Raw genomic sequence first — 17,321 nt, forward strand, 5'->3', positions numbered from 1 at the left:
TTAGCCGCGCAGATAGGCGACAAGCTGGCGGGTGGACCCGTCCTTGTCGTCGGCGGCAGCCTCGCCTTTCAGCACCGGGTCGAGCGCAAGGGCAAGCTCCTTGCCAAGCTCCACCCCCCACTGGTCGAAGGAGTTGATGCCAAGGATCACCCCTTCGACAAAGACGCGGTGTTCGTAAAGCGCAACGATCTGGCCAAGGACGAAGGGCGTAAGCTTCGGGTAAAGCAGCGTCGTCGAAGGCCGGTTGCCCGGAAAGACCCGGTGCCGCGCCTGCCGGTCAAGCTCCTTGCCCTTCAGCCCCTTCGCGGCCATCAGCGCCCGCGCCGCTTCAAGGTCGCGCCCGCGTAGCAGCGCCTCGGATTGCGCAAGGCAATTCGCGGCCAGCAGGCGGTGCTGATGGGCCAGGTCGGGTTCATGCCCCTCACGCCCCAGCATGAATTCGCACGGCACCACGCGGGTACCTTGATGGATCAGCTGATAGAAGGCGTGCTGCCCGTTCGTCCCCGGCTCACCCCAGACCACGGGGCCGGAGTTTTCGACCAGATCGGACCCGTCCATGGCGACGCGCTTGCCGTTGCTCTCCATCTCCAACTGCTGAAGATAGGCGGGCAGCCGGGAAAGGCGCTGTTCATAGGGCAGCACCGCGCGGGTCGCGCAATCGCAGATCTGGTTGTGCCAGATGCCGACCAGCGCCAGCATCACCGGCATGTTCTGCGCCAGAGGGGCCGCGCGGAAATGCGCGTCCATCGCCGCGCCGCCTGCGAGGAAACCGGCGAAATTCTCCGGCCCGATGGCGATCATCAGCGACAGCCCGATCGGCCCCCACATCGAATAACGCCCGCCGACCCAATCCTCGAACCCGAAGACGCGGGTGGCCGGGATGCCATAGCTTTCGGTCTTGTCGAGCGCGGTGGACACGGCCGCGAACTGCGCCGTGGGGGTGCGGACGGTTTCGCCCATCCACTTCCGCACGGTTTCGGCATTGGTCATCGTCTCGATGGTGGTGAAGGTCTTGGACGCCACGATCACCAGCGTCGTTTCCGGGTTCAGCCCGGCCAGCACGTCATGCGCCTGCGCGCCATCGACGTTGGAGATGAAATGCGCCCGCGGCCCGTCGGCATAGGGCGACAGCGCGATGGCCGCCATGGCGGGGCCAAGGTCGGACCCGCCGATGCCGATATTCACCACATCGGTGATCTTGCCGCCCTGCCCCTTGAAGCTGCCGGAACGCACGTCGGTCGCAAAGCTGCGCATCCGCTCATAGACGGCGCGGACATCGGGCATGACGTCGCGGCCATCGACGCTGACCGCGCCGTCGAGATTGCGCAGCGCCGTATGCAGGACCGCGCGGCCCTCGGTCTCATTGATCTTCTCGCCGGTAAACATCGCCTCGGCGCGGGGGGCGACACCTGTCGTCTCCGCCAGTTTCACCAGCAGATCGCGGGCCGTTTCGTCAATCGAAGTCTTGGAGTAATCGAACAAAAGCCCGGCCAGATCGACGCTGAATCCCGGTGCACGATTGTCATTTTCGAACAATTCGAGGATCGGACGGTCCGCCGTCGCCTTGCGGTGCTTCCGCAGATCGTCCCATACCGTCATGCCATGTTCTCCGTTCAGGCCGCCCAGTGGACGGTGGCCTCATCCAATACCGCGCGGATCGGCGCCTGATCCGGCGTCAGGTCCATCGCCCGTTCCAGCGCCGCGCGTTTCTCCGCCCCGGTGATCAGGACATGGATCGCCATCGCGTCCCGCAACACCCGCGCCGACAGCGTCACGCGCGGCTCCCCCGCGCCTGCGGCCCGCATCGGCAAAAGGACCGGCGCGTCGGGCGCCAGCGCCTCGGCCAGACGGTCCGCGCCGGGGAAGAGCGAGGCCGTGTGCATATCCGCCCCCATGCCCAAAAGCAGGACCGAGATCGGCAGATGCGGTTCGATCGCCTCGGCCAATGCGTCAATCGCATCCTCCGGTCGCTCCGCCCCGGCATAAAGCGGCAGGAAGGTCGCCGCCGCCGCCTTGCCGGTCAAGAGGCGCTGTTTCAACAGCCGCCCGTTCGACCGTTCGCTCGTCTCCGGCACCCAGCGTTCGTCGTTCGGGAAGACCGTGACCCGGTCCCAGTCAAGCCCCACCCCCGACAGCACGTCGAAGACCGGCCCCGGCGTGGTCCCGCCCGGCACCGACAGGCTCGCCCGGTCATGGGTGCGCAACTGCGTCCCCAGATCGCTGGCCAGTTGATCGGCCAGCGTGAACATCATCAGTTCCGCGTCGGGATATTCGACCAGGTTCATTCCGCAATCTCCCGCCATCGCCGCGCGTCACGATGCAGAAGCATCAGCGCATCCTCGGGGCCAGAGGAAAATGCGTCATAGCCCTTCGGCTTGTCGCCCTTCGCCTCCCACCCCGCGATGATCGGATCGGTCCAGGCCCAGGCGGCCTCCACCTCATCCCCGCGCATGAACAGGGTCTGGTTGCCCCGGATCACATCCATGATCAGCCGCTCATAAGCGTCGGGAATATCGGCCCCGTCCTCGCCCAAAGCCTCGGCAAAGGACATGTCCAGCGGCACCTCGGTCAGGCGCATCCCGCCCGGCCCCGGCTCCTTGATCATCACGCTGAGGGTCATCCCTTCATTCGGCTGCAAGCGGATCGAAAGCACGTTTTCGCGCCAGCCTTCCTCATCGCCGAAGATCGAATGCGGGACCTCCTTGAAGACGATGGCAATCTCGGACGCGCGCGCGCGCAGCCGCTTGCCGGTGCGCAGGTAGAACGGCGTCCCCTTCCAGCGCCAGTTCGCCACCTCCACCTTCAGCGCGATGAAGCTTTCGGTGGTGGAATTGGGGTTCTCCGCATCGGCGGGATAAGAGGCGGTATCCTTCGACGCGCGGTACTGCCCGCGCACGATGTCCTCGGGCGTCACGGGCTCCAGCGCGCGGATGACCTTCAGCTTTTCGTCCCGGACCGCGTCGGGGTCGAACTGATAGGGCGCCTCCATCGCGATCAGGCAAAGAAGCTGCATCATGTGGTTCTGCACCATGTCCCGCATGGCGCCCGAACGGTCGTAATAGGCGCCGCGCCCGCCAACGCCCACGGTTTCGGCCACCGTGATCTGGACGTGATCGACATGGCGCGCGTTCCAGAGCGGCTCGAACAATATATTGGCGAAGCGCACCGCCATCAGGTTCTGAACCGTCTCTTTCCCGAGATAGTGGTCGATCCGGTAGATCTGGCTTTCCGCGAAATGCTCGGCCAGCGTCGCGTTCAGCGCCCTGGCGCTTTCAAGGTCACGGCCAAAGGGCTTTTCGACCACGATCCGCGAGTCCGGCGTCGCGATCTTGTTGCCATGCAGCCGTTCGGCCAGATCGCCGAACAAGGACGGCGCGACGGAGAAATAGAAGGCCTGCACCACATCCTTGCGGATCAGCTTGCCCAGTTCCTTCCAGCCGGTCGTCCCCTTCGCATCGACGCTGACATAGTGCAGATGTTCTAGGAACCGCGCGACCGCCTCGGCATCGCGGGCCTTGGCGGGAACGAATTCCTCGATCGCCTCGGCCACGAAGGCCCGGAACCCGGCATCGTCCAGTTCCGCCCGCGCGGCACCGATGATGCGGGAGCCTTCGGGGATCTGCCCCGCGACATAACGGCGATAAAGCCCCGGCAGGATCTTGCGCCGGGCAAGATCGCCCGTGCCGCCAAAGATGACGAGGTCGAATGTCTCGACCGGAATGACGCGGGAAACCATATGAACCTCGCTCCTGCTGCGTATGTTAGCGCTAACCGGCTTGCTCATAGTGTCTTTGCTTCCTCAAGTCCAGCGCCGCGCGACCCGGCAGGGGTCCCGGCGCGTCGCGGTGCAGAAGAACAGATTCGCGGGTTTTGGGCCAGAGACGGCTGAGGTCGTCCCCCGCCTTCGGCCGGTCTTCGCGAACCGCGCGCGCGGCCTCAGCCGTTCACATCGACGACGACACGGCCCCGCACCTGCCCCTTCAGGATCGCCGCCCCAAGGCGCGGCAGGTCGGCAAGCGTTGCAGGTTCCACCATCGCCTCAAGCTGGTCCATCGGCAGGTCCCTGGCGATCCGTTTCCAGGCCCGCAGGCGGTTGTCGTAAGGCTGCATGACGCTGTCGATGCCCAGAAGGTTCACACCGCGAAGGATGAAGGGTGTGATGAGCGCGCCTTCGATGGCCGCCCCGCCCGCAAGGCCGATGGCGGCGACGGAGCTGCCGTATTTCATCTGCTTCAGCACCCGCCCCAGCATCGCGCCCGCGACGGCGTCGATGCAGCCCGCCCAGACCTCGCTTTCCAGCGGTTTCCTGGTGACCTCGGTCAGTTCCTCCCGCGCGACGATCTGGGTCGCGCCAAGGCTTTTCAGATACTCCGCCTGCTCCGGCCGCCCGGTGACGGCGGCAACCTCATGGCCGAGCTTTGCCAGAATCGCCACCGCGACGGACCCGACACCGCCCGCCGCGCCGGTGACCAGAACCGGACCGTGACCGGGTTTCAGCCCGTGATCCTCAAGCGCCATGACCGCCAGCATCGCGGTCAGCCCCGCCGTCCCGACCGCCATCGCGGCCCGCGTCGTCAGCCCATCCGGCAGCGGCACCAGCCAGTCGGCCCGCACCCGCGCCTTTTGCGCATAGCCGCCCCAATGCGCCTCGCCCACGCGCCAGCCGGTCAGGACGACCTTGTCGCCGGGTCTGTAGCGCGCGTCCGAGGACGCCTCCACCGTCCCGGCGAAGTCGATCCCCGGCACATGCGGATAGCTCCGCACCAGCCCCGCGCCCGGCCCGATGCAAAGGCCATCCTTGTAATTCACCGTCGAATAGTCGACCGCCACCGTGACCTCCGTCTCCGGCAGACGGCTTTCGTCGATCTCCTGCACGGCGGCATGGGTCTTGCCGTCTTCGTCCTTCTCGACGATCAGCGCCTTCATCGGGTGTCCTCCATTCATTCGCTGCGGAGGGCCGGTCAGGCCGCCCGCGAGTCGCCGTCACCATCCCGGCAATGGCCGCAAAGATCAATCACCTGCGGCGGTCGAAAAGGCCACGATGGCGTCAGCCAGACAATCGAGCGTATCGGTCCAGTCTACCCCCTCGGGCAGGCCGGGCGCCAGCATCGACAGTTCGGTGCAGGCGATGGCGAGGTGATCGGCCCCCTGCGCGACAAGCCCGCGCGCCGCATCCGTCAGCGCCGCGCGTTCCTCCGCCCCCGTGCGGCCGGCCTTGACCGCCCGGATCAGCGCCAGCACCGGGGCGTCATCTGCGGGCCAGATCGCCGTCAGCCCCGCCGCTGCAAAAGCATCGTCGAAGACACCGGCCAGCCGCACGGCGGGCGAGGCCAGCATCCCGATCCGCCGCCCCTGCCCCGCAAGCCGCGCGGTGCTGAGGCCGATCATGTCCAGAAACGGCACCCCCGCCGCCGCCCGGATGGCCCCGGCATAGGCATGGGCCGTGTTGCAGGGCATGGCCAGCGCCCGCGCCCCAGCGCCTTCCAGCGCCCGCGCCATAGCGGCCAAGACCGGCGCCGGGCTTTCGCCCGTCCCCTCGATCAGCGCGGCGATCCGGCTTGGCACCTGCGGGTTCTGGTGGACCAGCAGCGGCACATGCCCGGCATCGTCGCCGCCCGCGCGCCGGTCGATCACCTTCTGCATCAGAAGCACCGTCGCCTCCGGCCCCATGCCGCCCAGAATGCCCACCAGCCGCATCTTGCCCTACCTCAGCCGAAAGCTCTCACCCGGAAAGAATCGCTCAAGCCGAATATCGGCGCTGCGGGCATGGCCTTCCATCCCCTCATAGCGCGAGATGCGGGCCGTCACGGCGGCCAGATCGCGCAGCGCGTCCGGGGACACTTCCTGCCAGGTCACGGTCTTGAGGAATTTCAGCACCGAAAGCCCCCCGGTATAGCGCGCCGCGCCTGAGGTCGGCAGCACATGGTTGGTGCCGGACGCCTTGTCGCCAAAGGCCACCGTCGCCTCGGCCCCGAGGAAAAGAGAGCCATAGGCGCTAAGCCGCCCGCGCCACCAGTCCAGATCGGCCGCCTGCACATGCAGATGTTCCGGCGCGATCCGGTCCGCCTCGACCGCCATCCGCTCGCGGTTGGTGCAAAGGATGATCTCCCCCCGCTCCCCCCAGGAGGCCTCGGCCGCCGCGCGGTTGTCGGGCGGCAGCGTGGCGATGAGCGCGGGGATGCGCGCCGCGACCCGCCCGGCCAGATCCGCATCGTCGGTGACCAGCCAGACGGGCGAGGTCGGCCCGTGTTCGGCCTGCCCCACAAGGTCCCAGGCGACCAGTTCCGCATCCGCCGTCCTGTCTGCGATCACAAGGCTGTCGGTCGGCCCGGCGACCATGTCGATGCCGACCTCGCCGAACAACTGCCGCTTGGCTTCCGCCACATAGGCATTGCCCGGCCCGATCAGGATGTCGGCGCGCGGCAGGCCGAAAAGACCAAAGCTCAGCGCCGCGATGGCCTGCACGCCGCCCAGCTTCAAGATCCGGTCGGCCCCGGCCACGCTAAGGGCATAGAGCACCGGCGCTGGTATCCCCTCGCCCGATCGTGGGGGCGAGGCGGCGGCGACATGGCCCACGCCCGCCTCGCGCGCCGTCGTCACGGTCATCAGCGCCGAGGCGATGTGCGAATAGCGCCCGCCCGGCACATAGGCCCCGGCGGCGGCGATGGGGATCAGACGCTGGCCGACACGCAGGCCGGGGCGCAGTTCCACCTCCGTCTCCGACAGGCTGGCACGTTGGGCGCGGGCGAAACCGGCGATATTGTCATGGGCATAGCGGATGTCGTCCTTGACCTGCTGCGGCAGCGCCTTTGCCGCCGCCGCGATCTCCTCCTCCGTCACCAGAACCGGGCCGTCCCAGCCGTCAAGCGCGCGCGCATAGTCCAGCGCCGCCGCGTCGCCCCCGGCACGCAACCGCGCCAGCATCGCGGCGACCCGCGCGCGCAGCTCATCCTCGGCCATCGCGGCCGCTTCCCGGCCCTTTTTCAGAAACTGGACACTCATCCAAACGCTCTCCCTGTCAAATCATCTGCGCCGGGGCTTGACCCGTCCCGGCCTCAAGTTCATTTTTTCGAAATTCGTTGCCACCCCGGAGACCCCGATGCCGACCCTGCCCAAAGGCGTCACGCTGCGCGCGCTGGAACTCTTCGACGCCACGGCGCAGGCCGGGACGCTGGCCGACGGCGCGCGCCGGATCGGCCTCAGCCTGCCCGCCGCCTCGCAGCAGATCAGCAACCTTGAGGCAGCCCTTGGGGTGGAATTGTTCGACCGCGCCCACCGCCCGCTGCAACTGACGCTGGCCGGTCGCCTCGTCCTGCGCCGGGCGCGCGACGCGATGGGGCAGTTGCGTCAGGCGCAGGCGGAACTTGCCGTTCTCGACATTGCCCAGATCGGCCACCTGCATCTGGGCGTCATCGACGATTTCGATGCCGAGATCACGCCCGACCTTGTCATCGCGCTGACGCAGAACCTGCGCGATTGCCATTTCAGCCTGACCACCGGGCCAAGCCATGAAATCACCGCGATGCTGACCCAGCGGGTGCTGGACATCGTCGTGGCCGCCGCCCCGCAGGACGCGGTCGCGGGCGCCACGGAACATCCGCTTCTGCGCGATCCTTACGTTCTGGCGGTTCCGCGCGGCTTTGACCTGCCGAAAGGGCGAGAGATGGAGGCGCTCTCTGCCCTGCCCTTCCTGCGCTACGACCGCGCGCAATTCATGGGCCGCCAGATCGAGGCGCATCTGGCCCGCCACCGTGTCCACCTGCCCGAACGGATCGAGATCGACAGCAATCAGTCGATCATGGCGCTGGTCGCGGCGGGGCTTGGCTTTTCCATCACGACGCCGCTGGCCGTGATCCGCGCCCGCGCCTTCCTGACCAGGGTCGAACTGCACCCCTTGCCGCTGGCCGCCATGTCGCGGCGCATCTCGCTTTTCGCGCCGGCCGACGGGACCATGCCGGTCGCGACCGATATCGCCGGGATGCTGAAGGCGATCATGCGCACCCGCGCGATCCTGCCCGCGCGTGAGGTCGCCCCCTGGCTGGGCGACAGTTTCGCCGTGATGTCCTGACGCCGCCCGCAAATTCCGCCTGCCGGTCCCGATACCCCGGCGCAGTTGGGGGCAAGAGAGGCCCCTACGGCAAGCAAAGCCTGACCCCTTCGCGAAGATCGAAGGGCAGGTTTCAGGAAATGGAAGCGGCTGCGGGCCGGGCGTCGTAGTAAAGCCCCACGACATGCTCGGCTTCCGCGAAGAACAGCCAGCGCGCGGCAAAGGCGCCGATCAGGTGCAAAAGCGCGGCAAAGCCCATGACCACCGGCAGGGGCGGCACGAACAACTGGATCGCGGCCGGCAGGAGGCTTGCGAAAAGGACCGCGATGATCCGCAGGCGGCGGGAATGCTTGCGCCCGACGCGGTAGATCATCTCCTTCATCAGGTAATTTTCCGAGGTATGCGGCGGCGCGACCTGCCGGACCTGACCCGCCAGCCCCGTGGCGGTCCCGATCGTGGACCCGGCGTCGGCAAACGCCCCGTCCCCGCGCCGGAAGGCAAAGACCAGAAGCCCGCCGAGCAGCAGCGCCAGAATCGCGCCCGCCCCGTTATGCCCGCTCAGCATCGCGCCGCCCGTCAGCGCGAAACACATGAACAGCGCGGGCGTGGTCCAGTGGTTCCAACGCGGCACGGTGCGAAGCTGCGCATAGATCATCGAGGTGCAATAAACCGTCAAAAGCGCCATCGCCGCCCCGGTGGCCCCGAACATCGGCGGCAGGAGGCCCCCGAAAATCGCCGCCAGCGCGACCGGGGCAAGAAGAAGAAGCGTCAGGACCGAGGTCCAGCCTTCACGGCTCAGCCAGCTTGTCCGCCATTGGGTGAAGGCCCTCAGCGCCCGCTGCGGATTGCCAAGGTGGAAGGTGGAGGCAAGAAGCCCGCCAACCGCCAGCGCGTAGCCCAGCCCCCAGAGCAGGAAGGCGGCCAAGCCCAAGGGCTGCGCCGCGCCAAGGCCGAGGAAGGCCAGCAGGCCAAAGCCCATGCCGGAAAGGACGGTGAACAGGATAACCGAAGGTGCGGGATGCATCAGAACTTCTCCAGAAGACGGTCGAGCCAGCCCGCGAACCCGCTCGCCTGCACATCCAGAAGCGGGGTCAGGGGCGCGACATCCGCCGCCCCCTTCCTGCGCGGCGGCAGGTATTTGTTCACCGGGGCCGTCTCCATCTCCGGCATCAGGTCATAGCCGCCCCGCTCTGCCACCAGACGGCTGACGGCGCTTTCCGGGTCGCCCAGATCGCCGAAATGGCGCGCGCCGGTCGGGCAGGTGCGCACACAGGCGGGCACGCGGTCCTCTTCGGGCAGGTTCTCGTTATAGATCCGGTCGACGCAGAGGGTGCATTTCTTCATCACCCCCGCCTCACCATCCATTTCCCGCGCGCCGTAAGGGCAGGCCCAGGCACAAAGACCGCAGCCGATACAGGCGTCCTCGTTCACCAGAACGATCCCGTCCTCGGCCCGCTTGTAGCTGGCGCCGGTCGGGCAGACCGTCACACAGGGCGCATTGTCGCAATGCAGGCAGGACCGCGGGAAGTTGACGATTTTCGACGGGGTATCAGACTCTTGCGCCTCATAGCTGTGAACCCGGTTCAGGAACGTCCCGCAAGGTGCTGATCCATAAGCGTCCATGTCGGACAAGGGCGCGCCATAGCCCTGATCGTTCCAGCCCTTGCAGGCGGTCACGCAGGCATGGCAGCCGACGCAGGTGTCAAGGTCGATGACAAGGCCCAGCTTGACCTTCGAAGGGGGTGGCAAAGCGGTCATGGGCGGTTCCTTTTCGCCGGTGGAACCGGGGATGGCAGGGGGCCGAAGGCCGGTTGCGCCTCAACCGGCGCGGCGACCTTCTCGATCCGCACCCGCAGGTCGAACCAGGCCGCCTGTCCGGTGATCGGGTCAGAGTTCGACCAGCGCAACCCATCCCCCTTCCGGGGTAGAAGTTCATGGATCAAGTGATTGAGAAGAAACCCTTTCGTGGCCTCCGGTGCATCATCGTCCAGCGCCCAGGCCCCCTTGCGCTTGCCGATCGCGTTCCAGGTCCAGATCGTGTTCTCGTTCAGCGCCGCCATATGGGCGACCGGCACCGTGATCTCCCCCGAGGGTGAGGTCACGCGCGCCCAGTCGCCGTCGCGGAACCCCTCTGCCTGCCAGATCTTCGTCGGCACATATAGGGGATTGACCCCGTGGATCTGCCGTAGCCAGGCGTTTTGCGAGCCCCAGGAATGGTACATCGCCATCGGCCGCTGCGTCAGCGCGTGGACCGGATAATCCCCGGCCACATCATCGCCGAAAGGCGGATACCAGATCGGCAGCGGGTCCATCGTCGCCTTGATGCGGTCGCGCAGATGGTCGGGCGGCTGGCGTTCGTGATAGCCCTCGGCGGCAAGCTGAAACCGCCGCATCGGCTCGGCGTATAGCTGGAAGATATAGGGTTGCGGCTGGTCGTAGAAGCCCAGCGAAACGGCCCAGTCCTGATAGGCGCTGTTCCACGGCTTGAAGAACGTCGCCTCCTCCGGCACCTCGACCTGAAAGAAGCCGCCATTCTCGATATAGCGCGCGATCTGGTCGGGGTTCGCCGCGCCGCGCCCCACCGCCGACCCGTCGCCGCGAAAGCCCATCAGGGGGCCGACACCGGGGCGGCGTTCATGGTTGGCGATGTAATCGGCATAGTCGCGATAGAGCGGCGCGCCGTCCTTGGCCACGAAGTTCGGCAGGCCCAGACGCCCGGCAAGGTCCACCAGCACCGACTGAAACCCGCGCACGTCGCGGTCGGGCGGCGTGACCGGCCAGCGGATCGCATCGGCGGCATGGTCGGCCTCGCAGATCGGCCGGTCAAGCAGGCTGATGCAGTCGTGGCGTTCCAGATAGGTCGTGTCCGGCAGGATCAGGTCGGCATAGGCCACCATTTCCGAGGCATAGGCATCGGAATAGATGATATGCGGGATCTTGTAGTCGCCGTCTTCGTCCTTGTCGGTCAGCATCTCCATCACGGCGCCGGTATTCATGGAGGAATTCCACGACATGTTCGCCATGTAGAGCATCAGCGTGTCGATCTTGTAGGGATCGCCCGCATGGGCATTGGGGATGACCATATGCATCAGGCCATGCGCCGACAGCGGGTTTTCCCAGGTAAAGCCCTTGTCGATCCGCGCCGGCGTCTGGTCGTCAAGCTTCAGCGCCAGATGTTCCGGCCCGTGCGGGAAGCCAAGATGCGGGCCGTCCAGCGGGCGGCCGGGCAGGAAGTAGGAATGCGGCGTCGGATGCGCGAAGGCGGGCTTTGGATAGGGCGGCTTGAAGCGGAAGCCGCCGGGGGTCTCCACGCTGCCGAGAAGGATCTGAAGGACATGCAGCGCGCGGGCGGTCTGAAACCCGTTCGAATGCGCCGAAATGCCCCGCATGGCATGGAAGCTGACCGGGCGGCCCACCATCCTCTCATGCCGTTCACCCCGAAAGTCGGTCCAGGGACGGTCGAGGATGACGGGGTCGTCAAAGGCCGCATGGGCAATCTCGGCGGCAAGCGCGCGGATACGGTCGGCCGCGATCCCGCAACGCTCCGCCACCGCCTCGGGCGCGTAGTCGGGCGACAGGTAGCGTTCCGCCATATGCTGAAACACGGTGCGGTTGCCGTTCCTGACCGCGGCAAGGTCGGGGCGGATGCCGGGCGTGTCGAACGGCACGAGATCGCCGCTTTGCCGATCGACCACCAGCGGCTTGCCCAGCACGTCACGCAGCAGCAGCCCCTTTTCCTCGCCCTCCGCCTCTTCGATCAGGCAGGGCGCGTTGGTCCAGCGCGACAGGTAGTCAAGATCGACCTTGCCGGCCTTCAAAAGCTCATGGATCAGTGACAGGATCAGCAAGCCGTCGGTCCCCGGCGTGATCCCGTACCAGTCGTCCGCCACGCCGTTATAGCCGGTGCGGATCGGGTTGATGCCGATCACCCGCGCGCCGCGAGATTTCAGCTTGCCGATGCCCATCTTGATCGGGTTGCTGTCGTGATCCTCGGCCACGCCGAACAGCAGGAAAAGCCGGGTCCGGTCCCAGTCCGGCTGGCCGAATTCCCAGAAGGCGCCGCCCATCGTGTAGATGCCCGCAGCCGCCATGTTGACCGAACAGAATCCGCCATGCGCGGCGTAGTTCGGTGTGCCGAAGCCCTGCGCCCAAAGGCTCGTGAAGCTTTGCGACTGGTCGCGCCCGGTGAAGAAGGCAAGCTTTTCGGGCGCCGTCTCACGGATCGGTTTCAGCCAGCCGACGGCAATGTCCAGCGCCTCATCCCAGGAAATCTCCTCGAACGCGCCCGACCCGCGCGGGCCGACGCGCTTCAGGGGCGCGCGCAGGCGGGAAGGTGCCGTCACCTGCATGATGCCCGACGCCCCCTTGGCGCACAGAACGCCCTTGTTGACCGGGTGGTCGCGGTTGCCCTCGATATAGGTGACCTTGCCCGATGTCAGGTGGACGTTGATCCCGCAGCGGCAGGCGCACATGTAGCAGGTGGTCCGCCGCACCTCGTCCGAGACCTTCGGCGACGTTTCAAGCTTTGGCTGCTGATAGCCCATTTATTCCCCACCCTGCCTGTTTTCGGGAACGTTGTCCGCCCCGAGGTCGTATTGCAAGACCTATATTCCCCAACCTACAATCGCCCGGCGATCACTTCTGCCGTCGCGCGCGCGATATGCGCCTCTTCCGCCGCCGGAACGATCAGGACCGCCGGTCCCTGCCCCCGGTCCAGCCGCCCCGCCGCCGCCGCATTGGCCGCGCCGTCGATGGCAACGCCCATGAAGGAAAGCCCGTCGCAGATCGCCGCCCGCATGGCCCCGTCATGTTCGCCGATGCCGCCGGTGAAGGCGACGCAGTCAAGCCCGCCCATCGCCGCGATCATCGAGCCTGCATGGCGCACCGCCCAATAGGCGAAATGGTCGATGGCAAAGCGCGCGGCCTCGGTATCGGCCGCCCGAAGCGCGCGCATGTCGGACACACCGCCCAGCCCCAGCAACCCGCTTTCCCGGTTCAGGATCCGCGCCGCGCCCCCGATCCCGTGCAACTCCGCCAGCCGCAAGACCGCGTTGCCGTCGATGGACCCGGTGCGCGTCCCCATCGTCAGCCCCTCAAGCGGGGAATAGCCCATGGTCGTGGCGACGGACCGCCCGTCCCGGATCGCGCAGAGCGAGGCGCCATTGCCCAGATGCAGCGCCAGCACCCGGCCCGGCATATGGCCCAGAAGATCGGGCAGCCGCCGTGTCAGGCTGTCATAGGAAATACCGTGAAAGCCGTAGCGGCGGATGCCCTCCGCCTCGGCCTTGGGCGGCAGGGCGTAGCGCAGCGCCACCTCGGGGTTCGTGGCGTGAAAGGCGGTGTCGAAACAGGCCACTTGCGGCAGGTCGGGCGCAAGCCGGATCAGCGCCCGGATCGCCGACAGGTTATGCGGGTTGTGCAGCGGCGCGAGCGGCACGCAGGCCTCCACCTGCGCCAGAACGGCGTCGGTCACCCGTACCGGCGCGGTCAGCTCGCGCCCGCCATGGACGACCCGGTGGCCCGCCGCGCGCAAGGCGGACAGCGGATGGCCCTGATCCGCGAAGCCCTCGATCAGGAGCGCCAGCGCCGCTTCGTGGTCCGGCGCGCTGACGGCGCGCGCGGCACCCTTCCCGACCGTCAGCCGCGAAGCCCCGCCAATCTCCCCCACCATGCCCGACAGCGCCTGCACCGCGCCGTCAAAGAGCGCGACCTTGATCGAAGACGACCCGGCATTGACGACGAAGATCATGCGCCCCCCGCAACGATGGCCCCAAGCGCGACCGAGGCCAGCCGCGCCGCCGCGTCCTGCGAGCGTGAGGTCAGAAGGAACGGCACCTTCGCCCCCATCACCAGCCCGCCCGCGCAGGCGCCCATGCCCAGCACCATCAGCTTGAAGATCGCATTGCCGCTGGTGATGTTCGGCACCACCATGACATCGGCATCGCCCGAAACGCGCGAGGCATAATTCTTCGCCACCGCCGCCTCATGCGAAAAGATCAGGTCCAGCGCCATCGGCCCCTCGACGATCGCCTGCGGCAGTGACAGGCGCGCCCATTCGGCGATGGCGGCCGCCTCCTCGGTATTGGGGATCGAGGGGCTGACATCCTCGGACGGGGCCAGAAGGCCGACCTTCGGCGTGTCGATCCCCAGCTTTTCGGCCAGCGTGACGGCATGGGCCAGGCAGGCGTGGCGCGTCTCCATATCCGGGTTCACGTTCAGCGCCGAGTCGGTCAAAAGAAGCGGGCGTTCATGCCCCGGCAGGGTGATGTGAAAGACATGGCCGCAGCGCATCGAACGGTCGCGCAGCCCGACCGAGGACGGCAGAAGCGCCTTGAGGAAGGTGGTCGAATGGATCTGCCCCTTCATGATCGCGTCCGCCTGCCCGTCACGCGCCAGCCGCGCGGCTTCCGGCGCGGCGGTGTCGCGGGGCGCGTGGATCAGGCGCAGCCCGGCGATGTCCCAGCCGATTTCCTCGGCCACGGCGGCGATCTTGTTCCTGTCACCGATCAGGATCGGCTCTGCCAACCCGGCCTCGGCCGCCTCTTGCATCCCCTGCAAGGGAAAGGGTGCTGCGGCATTGACCAGCGCCACGCGGGGCGGGCGAAAGCCGCGCGCGCGGGCGATCAGGCCCGGCGGGCAGACCGGCGCGGTGCCGGAAAGGAAGGGAAAGGGGTCACGCATGGATCTGGTCCTTGGCCGGTTCCTGTCTGTGGCGGCAGTCAGGCATCACAGGACCGCCCGTGCAAGGCCAAGTGCGGCGAGAACGGCCAGAAGACCGATGGCGAGGCGGCGAAAACTCTGCGGGGCGGCGCGGCTGAAGCGATAGTTGCCGAAATGATTGCCGATCAGAAGCGCGGGCAGCGCGAAGGCCAGCGCCACGAAGGTGTCGCGGGTGACAAGCCCCGCCTGCCACAAGAGCGGGAAGGAAAAGATGTCCAGCACCGCGAAATAGGCGATCAGCGTGGCGCGGAAGACCTGCGGCGGGATCGGCTGGGCCGAAAAGACCGCCGCCACCGGCAGACCGGCCATCGCCGCGCCATTGGCCACGCCCGAGACGACGCCAAGTGCGGCATTGGGCCAGCCCCGTATCTCCCGCCCCGTCTGCCACCCGGCCAGAAGGACCCCGCACATGACAAGGATGAAAAGCGAAATCGCCACCCGCGCCCCGTCCACGCCGATGGTCACGAGGCCATGGATGCCCAGCGGCACACCGACCGCCGCGCCCAGCAGCAAAAGCCCCACGCGCGACCAATCGACATGGCCGGCGATCCCCCTTGCGGCCTGAAGCGTCATCACGATCTCACAAAACAGCACCACGGCGACCGCGTTGCGCGGGTCGCTGACAAGCCCGGTGACGGCGACCACGAGGGCGGAAAAGCCAAAGCCGGAAAAGCCCCGCACCACCGCCGCCCCAAGGATCGCCGCCAGCAGAAAGATCGCCACACCGGGGGAAAGCCCGAAGGGCAGCGCCATCACGCGCCCTTCTGCGGCCGCATGTCTGCCGGGTCGATCCCGGCCACCTCGACGGGTTTCTTCATCGCGTCGCGGCGGAAGGGTTCGCCCAGTTCCTGATTGATCAGCGCCTCGATAAAGGTGGTCTTGCCCGCCTTCTGGTCCTTCAGCGCCTGATCCAGAGCGGCGGTCAGCTCCTCCATCGTCCTGGTCTGAACGCCCTGCAAGCCACAGGCCCGTGCGATCCCGGCATAGGTCGCGTCGTCGTTCAGTTCGGTGCCGACGAAGTTGTCCGAATACCACAGCGTCGTGTTGCGCTTTTCCGCGCCCCACTGGTAGTTGCGGAAGACGACCATGGTGATCGCGGGCCATTCCTTGCGCCCGATCGCCACCATCTCGTTCATGGAAATCCCGAAGGCGCCGTCACCGGCGAAGCCGACCACCGGCACGCCCGGGTTGCCGATCTTGGCGCCGACGATGGCCGGAAAGCCATAGCCGCAGGGGCCGAAAAGACCGGGGGCGAGGTATTTGCGCCCCGCCTCGAAGGACGGATAGGCATTGCCGATGGCGCAGTTATTGCCGATGTCGGAGGAAATGATCGCCTCTTTCGGCAGCGCGGACTGGATCGCGCGCCAGGCCATGCGCGGGCTCATCCATTCCGGCTTGGCCTTGCGGGCGCGGTCGTTCCAGTTGGTGCCGGGATCGTCATCCTCATGATCCATCGAGGTGAGTTCCTGCGCCCAGGCGGATTTCGTCTTCGCGATCAGGGCCTTGCGGTCATCGCGCCCGGCATCGCCCGCGCTCGCGCCAAGCTGCGCCAGCAGGCTTTCGGCCACCTTCCTCGCATCGCCGACGATCCCCACAGCGACCGGCTTCGTCAACCCGATCCGGTCGGGGTTGATGTCAACCTGAATAAGCTTCGCGGTCTTCGGCCAGTAGTCGATCCCATAGCCCGGCAGGGTGGAGAACGGGTTCAGCCTTGTGCCAAGCGCAAGGACCACGTCCGCCTTCGAAATCAGTTCCATCCCCGCCTTGGACCCGTTATAGCCCAGCGGCCCGGCGAAAAGCGGGTGCGAGCCGGGGAAGGCATCGTTGTGCTGATAGTTGCAGCAGACCGGCGCGTCGAGCCGTTCGGCCAGCGCCTGGCTCGCCGGGATCGCGCCGCCAAGGACCACGCCCGCGCCATTCAGGATCACCGGGAACTTCGCGGCGGACAGCACCTTCGCCGCCTCGGCAATCGCGTCCTCGCCGCCCGAGGGGCGTTCGAAATCGACGATGGCGGGCAATTCGATGTCGATCACCTGCGTCCACATATCGCGCGGCACGTTGATCTGGACCGGGGCCGACAGCCGCTTGCCCTTGGTGATGACGCGGTTGAGGACCTCGGCGATGCGGGACGGGTCGCGCACCTCTTCCTGATAGGCCACCATGTCCTTGAAGGCGGCCATCTGCTCCACCTCCTGGAAACCGCCCTGCCCGATGGTCTTGTTCGCCGCCTGCGGCGTGACCAGCAGCATCGGTGTATGGTTCCAGTAGGCGGTTTTCACGGCGGTCACGAAATTGGTGATGCCGGGGCCGTTCTGGGCGATGATCATCGCCATCTTGCCGGTGGTGCGGGTAAAGCCGTCGGCCATGTAGCCGCCGTTGCATTCATGCGCCACGTCCCAGAACATGATGCCCGCGCGCGGGAAATAGTCCGAGATCGGCATGAAGGCAGACCCGATGATTCCGAAGGCATGTTCGATCCCGTGCCGTTGCAGCACTTTCACAAATGCCTCTTCCGTCGTCATTTTCATGGTCCGCCTCCCTGATGCGTTGTTCC

Annotated in this window: 14 protein-coding genes; 1 reads left to right on the forward strand and 13 read right to left on the reverse strand. The window is 66.9% G+C overall.

Annotated features, from left to right (window positions below; all coding sequences use genetic code 11):
* The 6 genes from pgi to hisD all read right to left on the reverse strand — a co-directional run bounded on the left by pgi (position 1) and on the right by hisD (position 7,002).
* Positions 1 to 1,599: a glucose-6-phosphate isomerase gene (pgi, locus tag LX70_RS01840; RefSeq protein ID WP_105512825.1), complete on the reverse strand. Its 1,599-nt coding sequence runs from the start codon at positions 1,597 to 1,599 to the stop codon at positions 1 to 3.
* Between the two features lie 14 nt (positions 1,600 to 1,613).
* Complete coding sequence (gene pgl / locus LX70_RS01845; protein ID WP_105512826.1) at positions 1,614 to 2,285, reverse strand: 6-phosphogluconolactonase; 672 nt, start codon at positions 2,283 to 2,285, stop codon at positions 1,614 to 1,616.
* The gene (gene zwf, locus LX70_RS01850) at positions 2,282 to 3,736 is read right to left on the reverse strand and encodes a glucose-6-phosphate dehydrogenase (protein WP_105512827.1); all 1,455 of its coding nucleotides are present in this window, start codon (positions 3,734 to 3,736) and stop codon (positions 2,282 to 2,284) included. The genes pgl and zwf overlap by 4 nt, the downstream gene beginning before the upstream one ends.
* 200 nt (positions 3,737 to 3,936) lie before the next feature.
* Positions 3,937 to 4,926 (reverse strand): acryloyl-CoA reductase, encoded by a 990-nt coding sequence (gene acuI / locus LX70_RS01855; protein ID WP_105512828.1) that lies wholly within the window; start codon positions 4,924 to 4,926, stop codon positions 3,937 to 3,939.
* Positions 4,927 to 5,010: 84 nt separating this feature from the next.
* A complete protein-coding gene (gene cuyB, locus LX70_RS01860; protein WP_105512829.1) occupies positions 5,011 to 5,697 on the reverse strand; it encodes a cysteate racemase in 687 nt (228 codons plus the stop codon).
* A gap of 6 nt (positions 5,698 to 5,703) precedes the next feature.
* The gene (hisD, locus tag LX70_RS01865) at positions 5,704 to 7,002 is read right to left on the reverse strand and encodes a histidinol dehydrogenase (RefSeq protein ID WP_105512830.1); all 1,299 of its coding nucleotides are present in this window, start codon (positions 7,000 to 7,002) and stop codon (positions 5,704 to 5,706) included.
* Positions 7,003 to 7,099: 97 nt separating this feature from the next.
* On the opposite strand from hisD, the gene LX70_RS01870 reads away from it, so the two are divergent.
* Entirely contained in the window at positions 7,100 to 8,068 is a 969-nt protein-coding gene (locus tag LX70_RS01870) for a LysR family transcriptional regulator (RefSeq protein WP_105512831.1), read from the forward strand.
* A 112-nt stretch (positions 8,069 to 8,180) separates the two neighbouring features.
* Here the strand turns inward: LX70_RS01870 and LX70_RS01875 are convergent, their stop codons facing one another.
* The 7 genes from LX70_RS01875 to xsc all read right to left on the reverse strand — a co-directional run bounded on the left by LX70_RS01875 (position 8,181) and on the right by xsc (position 17,295).
* Positions 8,181 to 9,071, reverse strand: coding sequence for a dimethyl sulfoxide reductase anchor subunit family protein (locus tag LX70_RS01875; protein ID WP_105512832.1), 891 nt, complete (start codon positions 9,069 to 9,071; stop codon positions 8,181 to 8,183).
* A complete protein-coding gene (locus LX70_RS01880) occupies positions 9,071 to 9,805 on the reverse strand; it encodes a 4Fe-4S dicluster domain-containing protein (RefSeq protein ID WP_105512833.1) in 735 nt (244 codons plus the stop codon). The genes LX70_RS01875 and LX70_RS01880 overlap by 1 nt, the downstream gene beginning before the upstream one ends.
* Positions 9,802 to 12,591 (reverse strand): molybdopterin oxidoreductase family protein, encoded by a 2,790-nt coding sequence (locus LX70_RS01885; RefSeq protein WP_105512834.1) that lies wholly within the window; start codon positions 12,589 to 12,591, stop codon positions 9,802 to 9,804. Before LX70_RS01885 ends, LX70_RS01880 begins: the two co-directional genes overlap by 4 nt.
* A 74-nt stretch (positions 12,592 to 12,665) precedes the next feature.
* The gene (locus LX70_RS01890; RefSeq protein WP_105512835.1) at positions 12,666 to 13,796 is read right to left on the reverse strand and encodes an acetate/propionate family kinase; all 1,131 of its coding nucleotides are present in this window, start codon (positions 13,794 to 13,796) and stop codon (positions 12,666 to 12,668) included.
* Positions 13,793 to 14,728 carry a phosphate acyltransferase gene (locus tag LX70_RS01895; RefSeq protein WP_105512836.1) on the reverse strand — a complete coding sequence of 312 codons (936 nt, stop codon included), beginning with the start codon at positions 14,726 to 14,728 and terminating at the stop codon, positions 13,793 to 13,795. The genes LX70_RS01890 and LX70_RS01895 overlap by 4 nt, the downstream gene beginning before the upstream one ends.
* Before the next feature lie 45 nt (positions 14,729 to 14,773).
* Entirely contained in the window at positions 14,774 to 15,520 is a 747-nt protein-coding gene (locus tag LX70_RS01900) for a sulfite exporter TauE/SafE family protein (protein ID WP_245884896.1), read from the reverse strand.
* Positions 15,520 to 17,295: a sulfoacetaldehyde acetyltransferase gene (xsc, locus tag LX70_RS01905; RefSeq protein ID WP_105512837.1), complete on the reverse strand. Its 1,776-nt coding sequence runs from the start codon at positions 17,293 to 17,295 to the stop codon at positions 15,520 to 15,522. Before xsc ends, LX70_RS01900 begins: the two co-directional genes overlap by 1 nt.
* Between the last annotated feature and the right edge of the window lie 26 nt (positions 17,296 to 17,321).

The organism is Albidovulum denitrificans, from assembly GCF_002973535.1.
In the GTDB taxonomy this organism is placed as follows: domain Bacteria; phylum Pseudomonadota; class Alphaproteobacteria; order Rhodobacterales; family Rhodobacteraceae; genus Albidovulum; species Albidovulum denitrificans.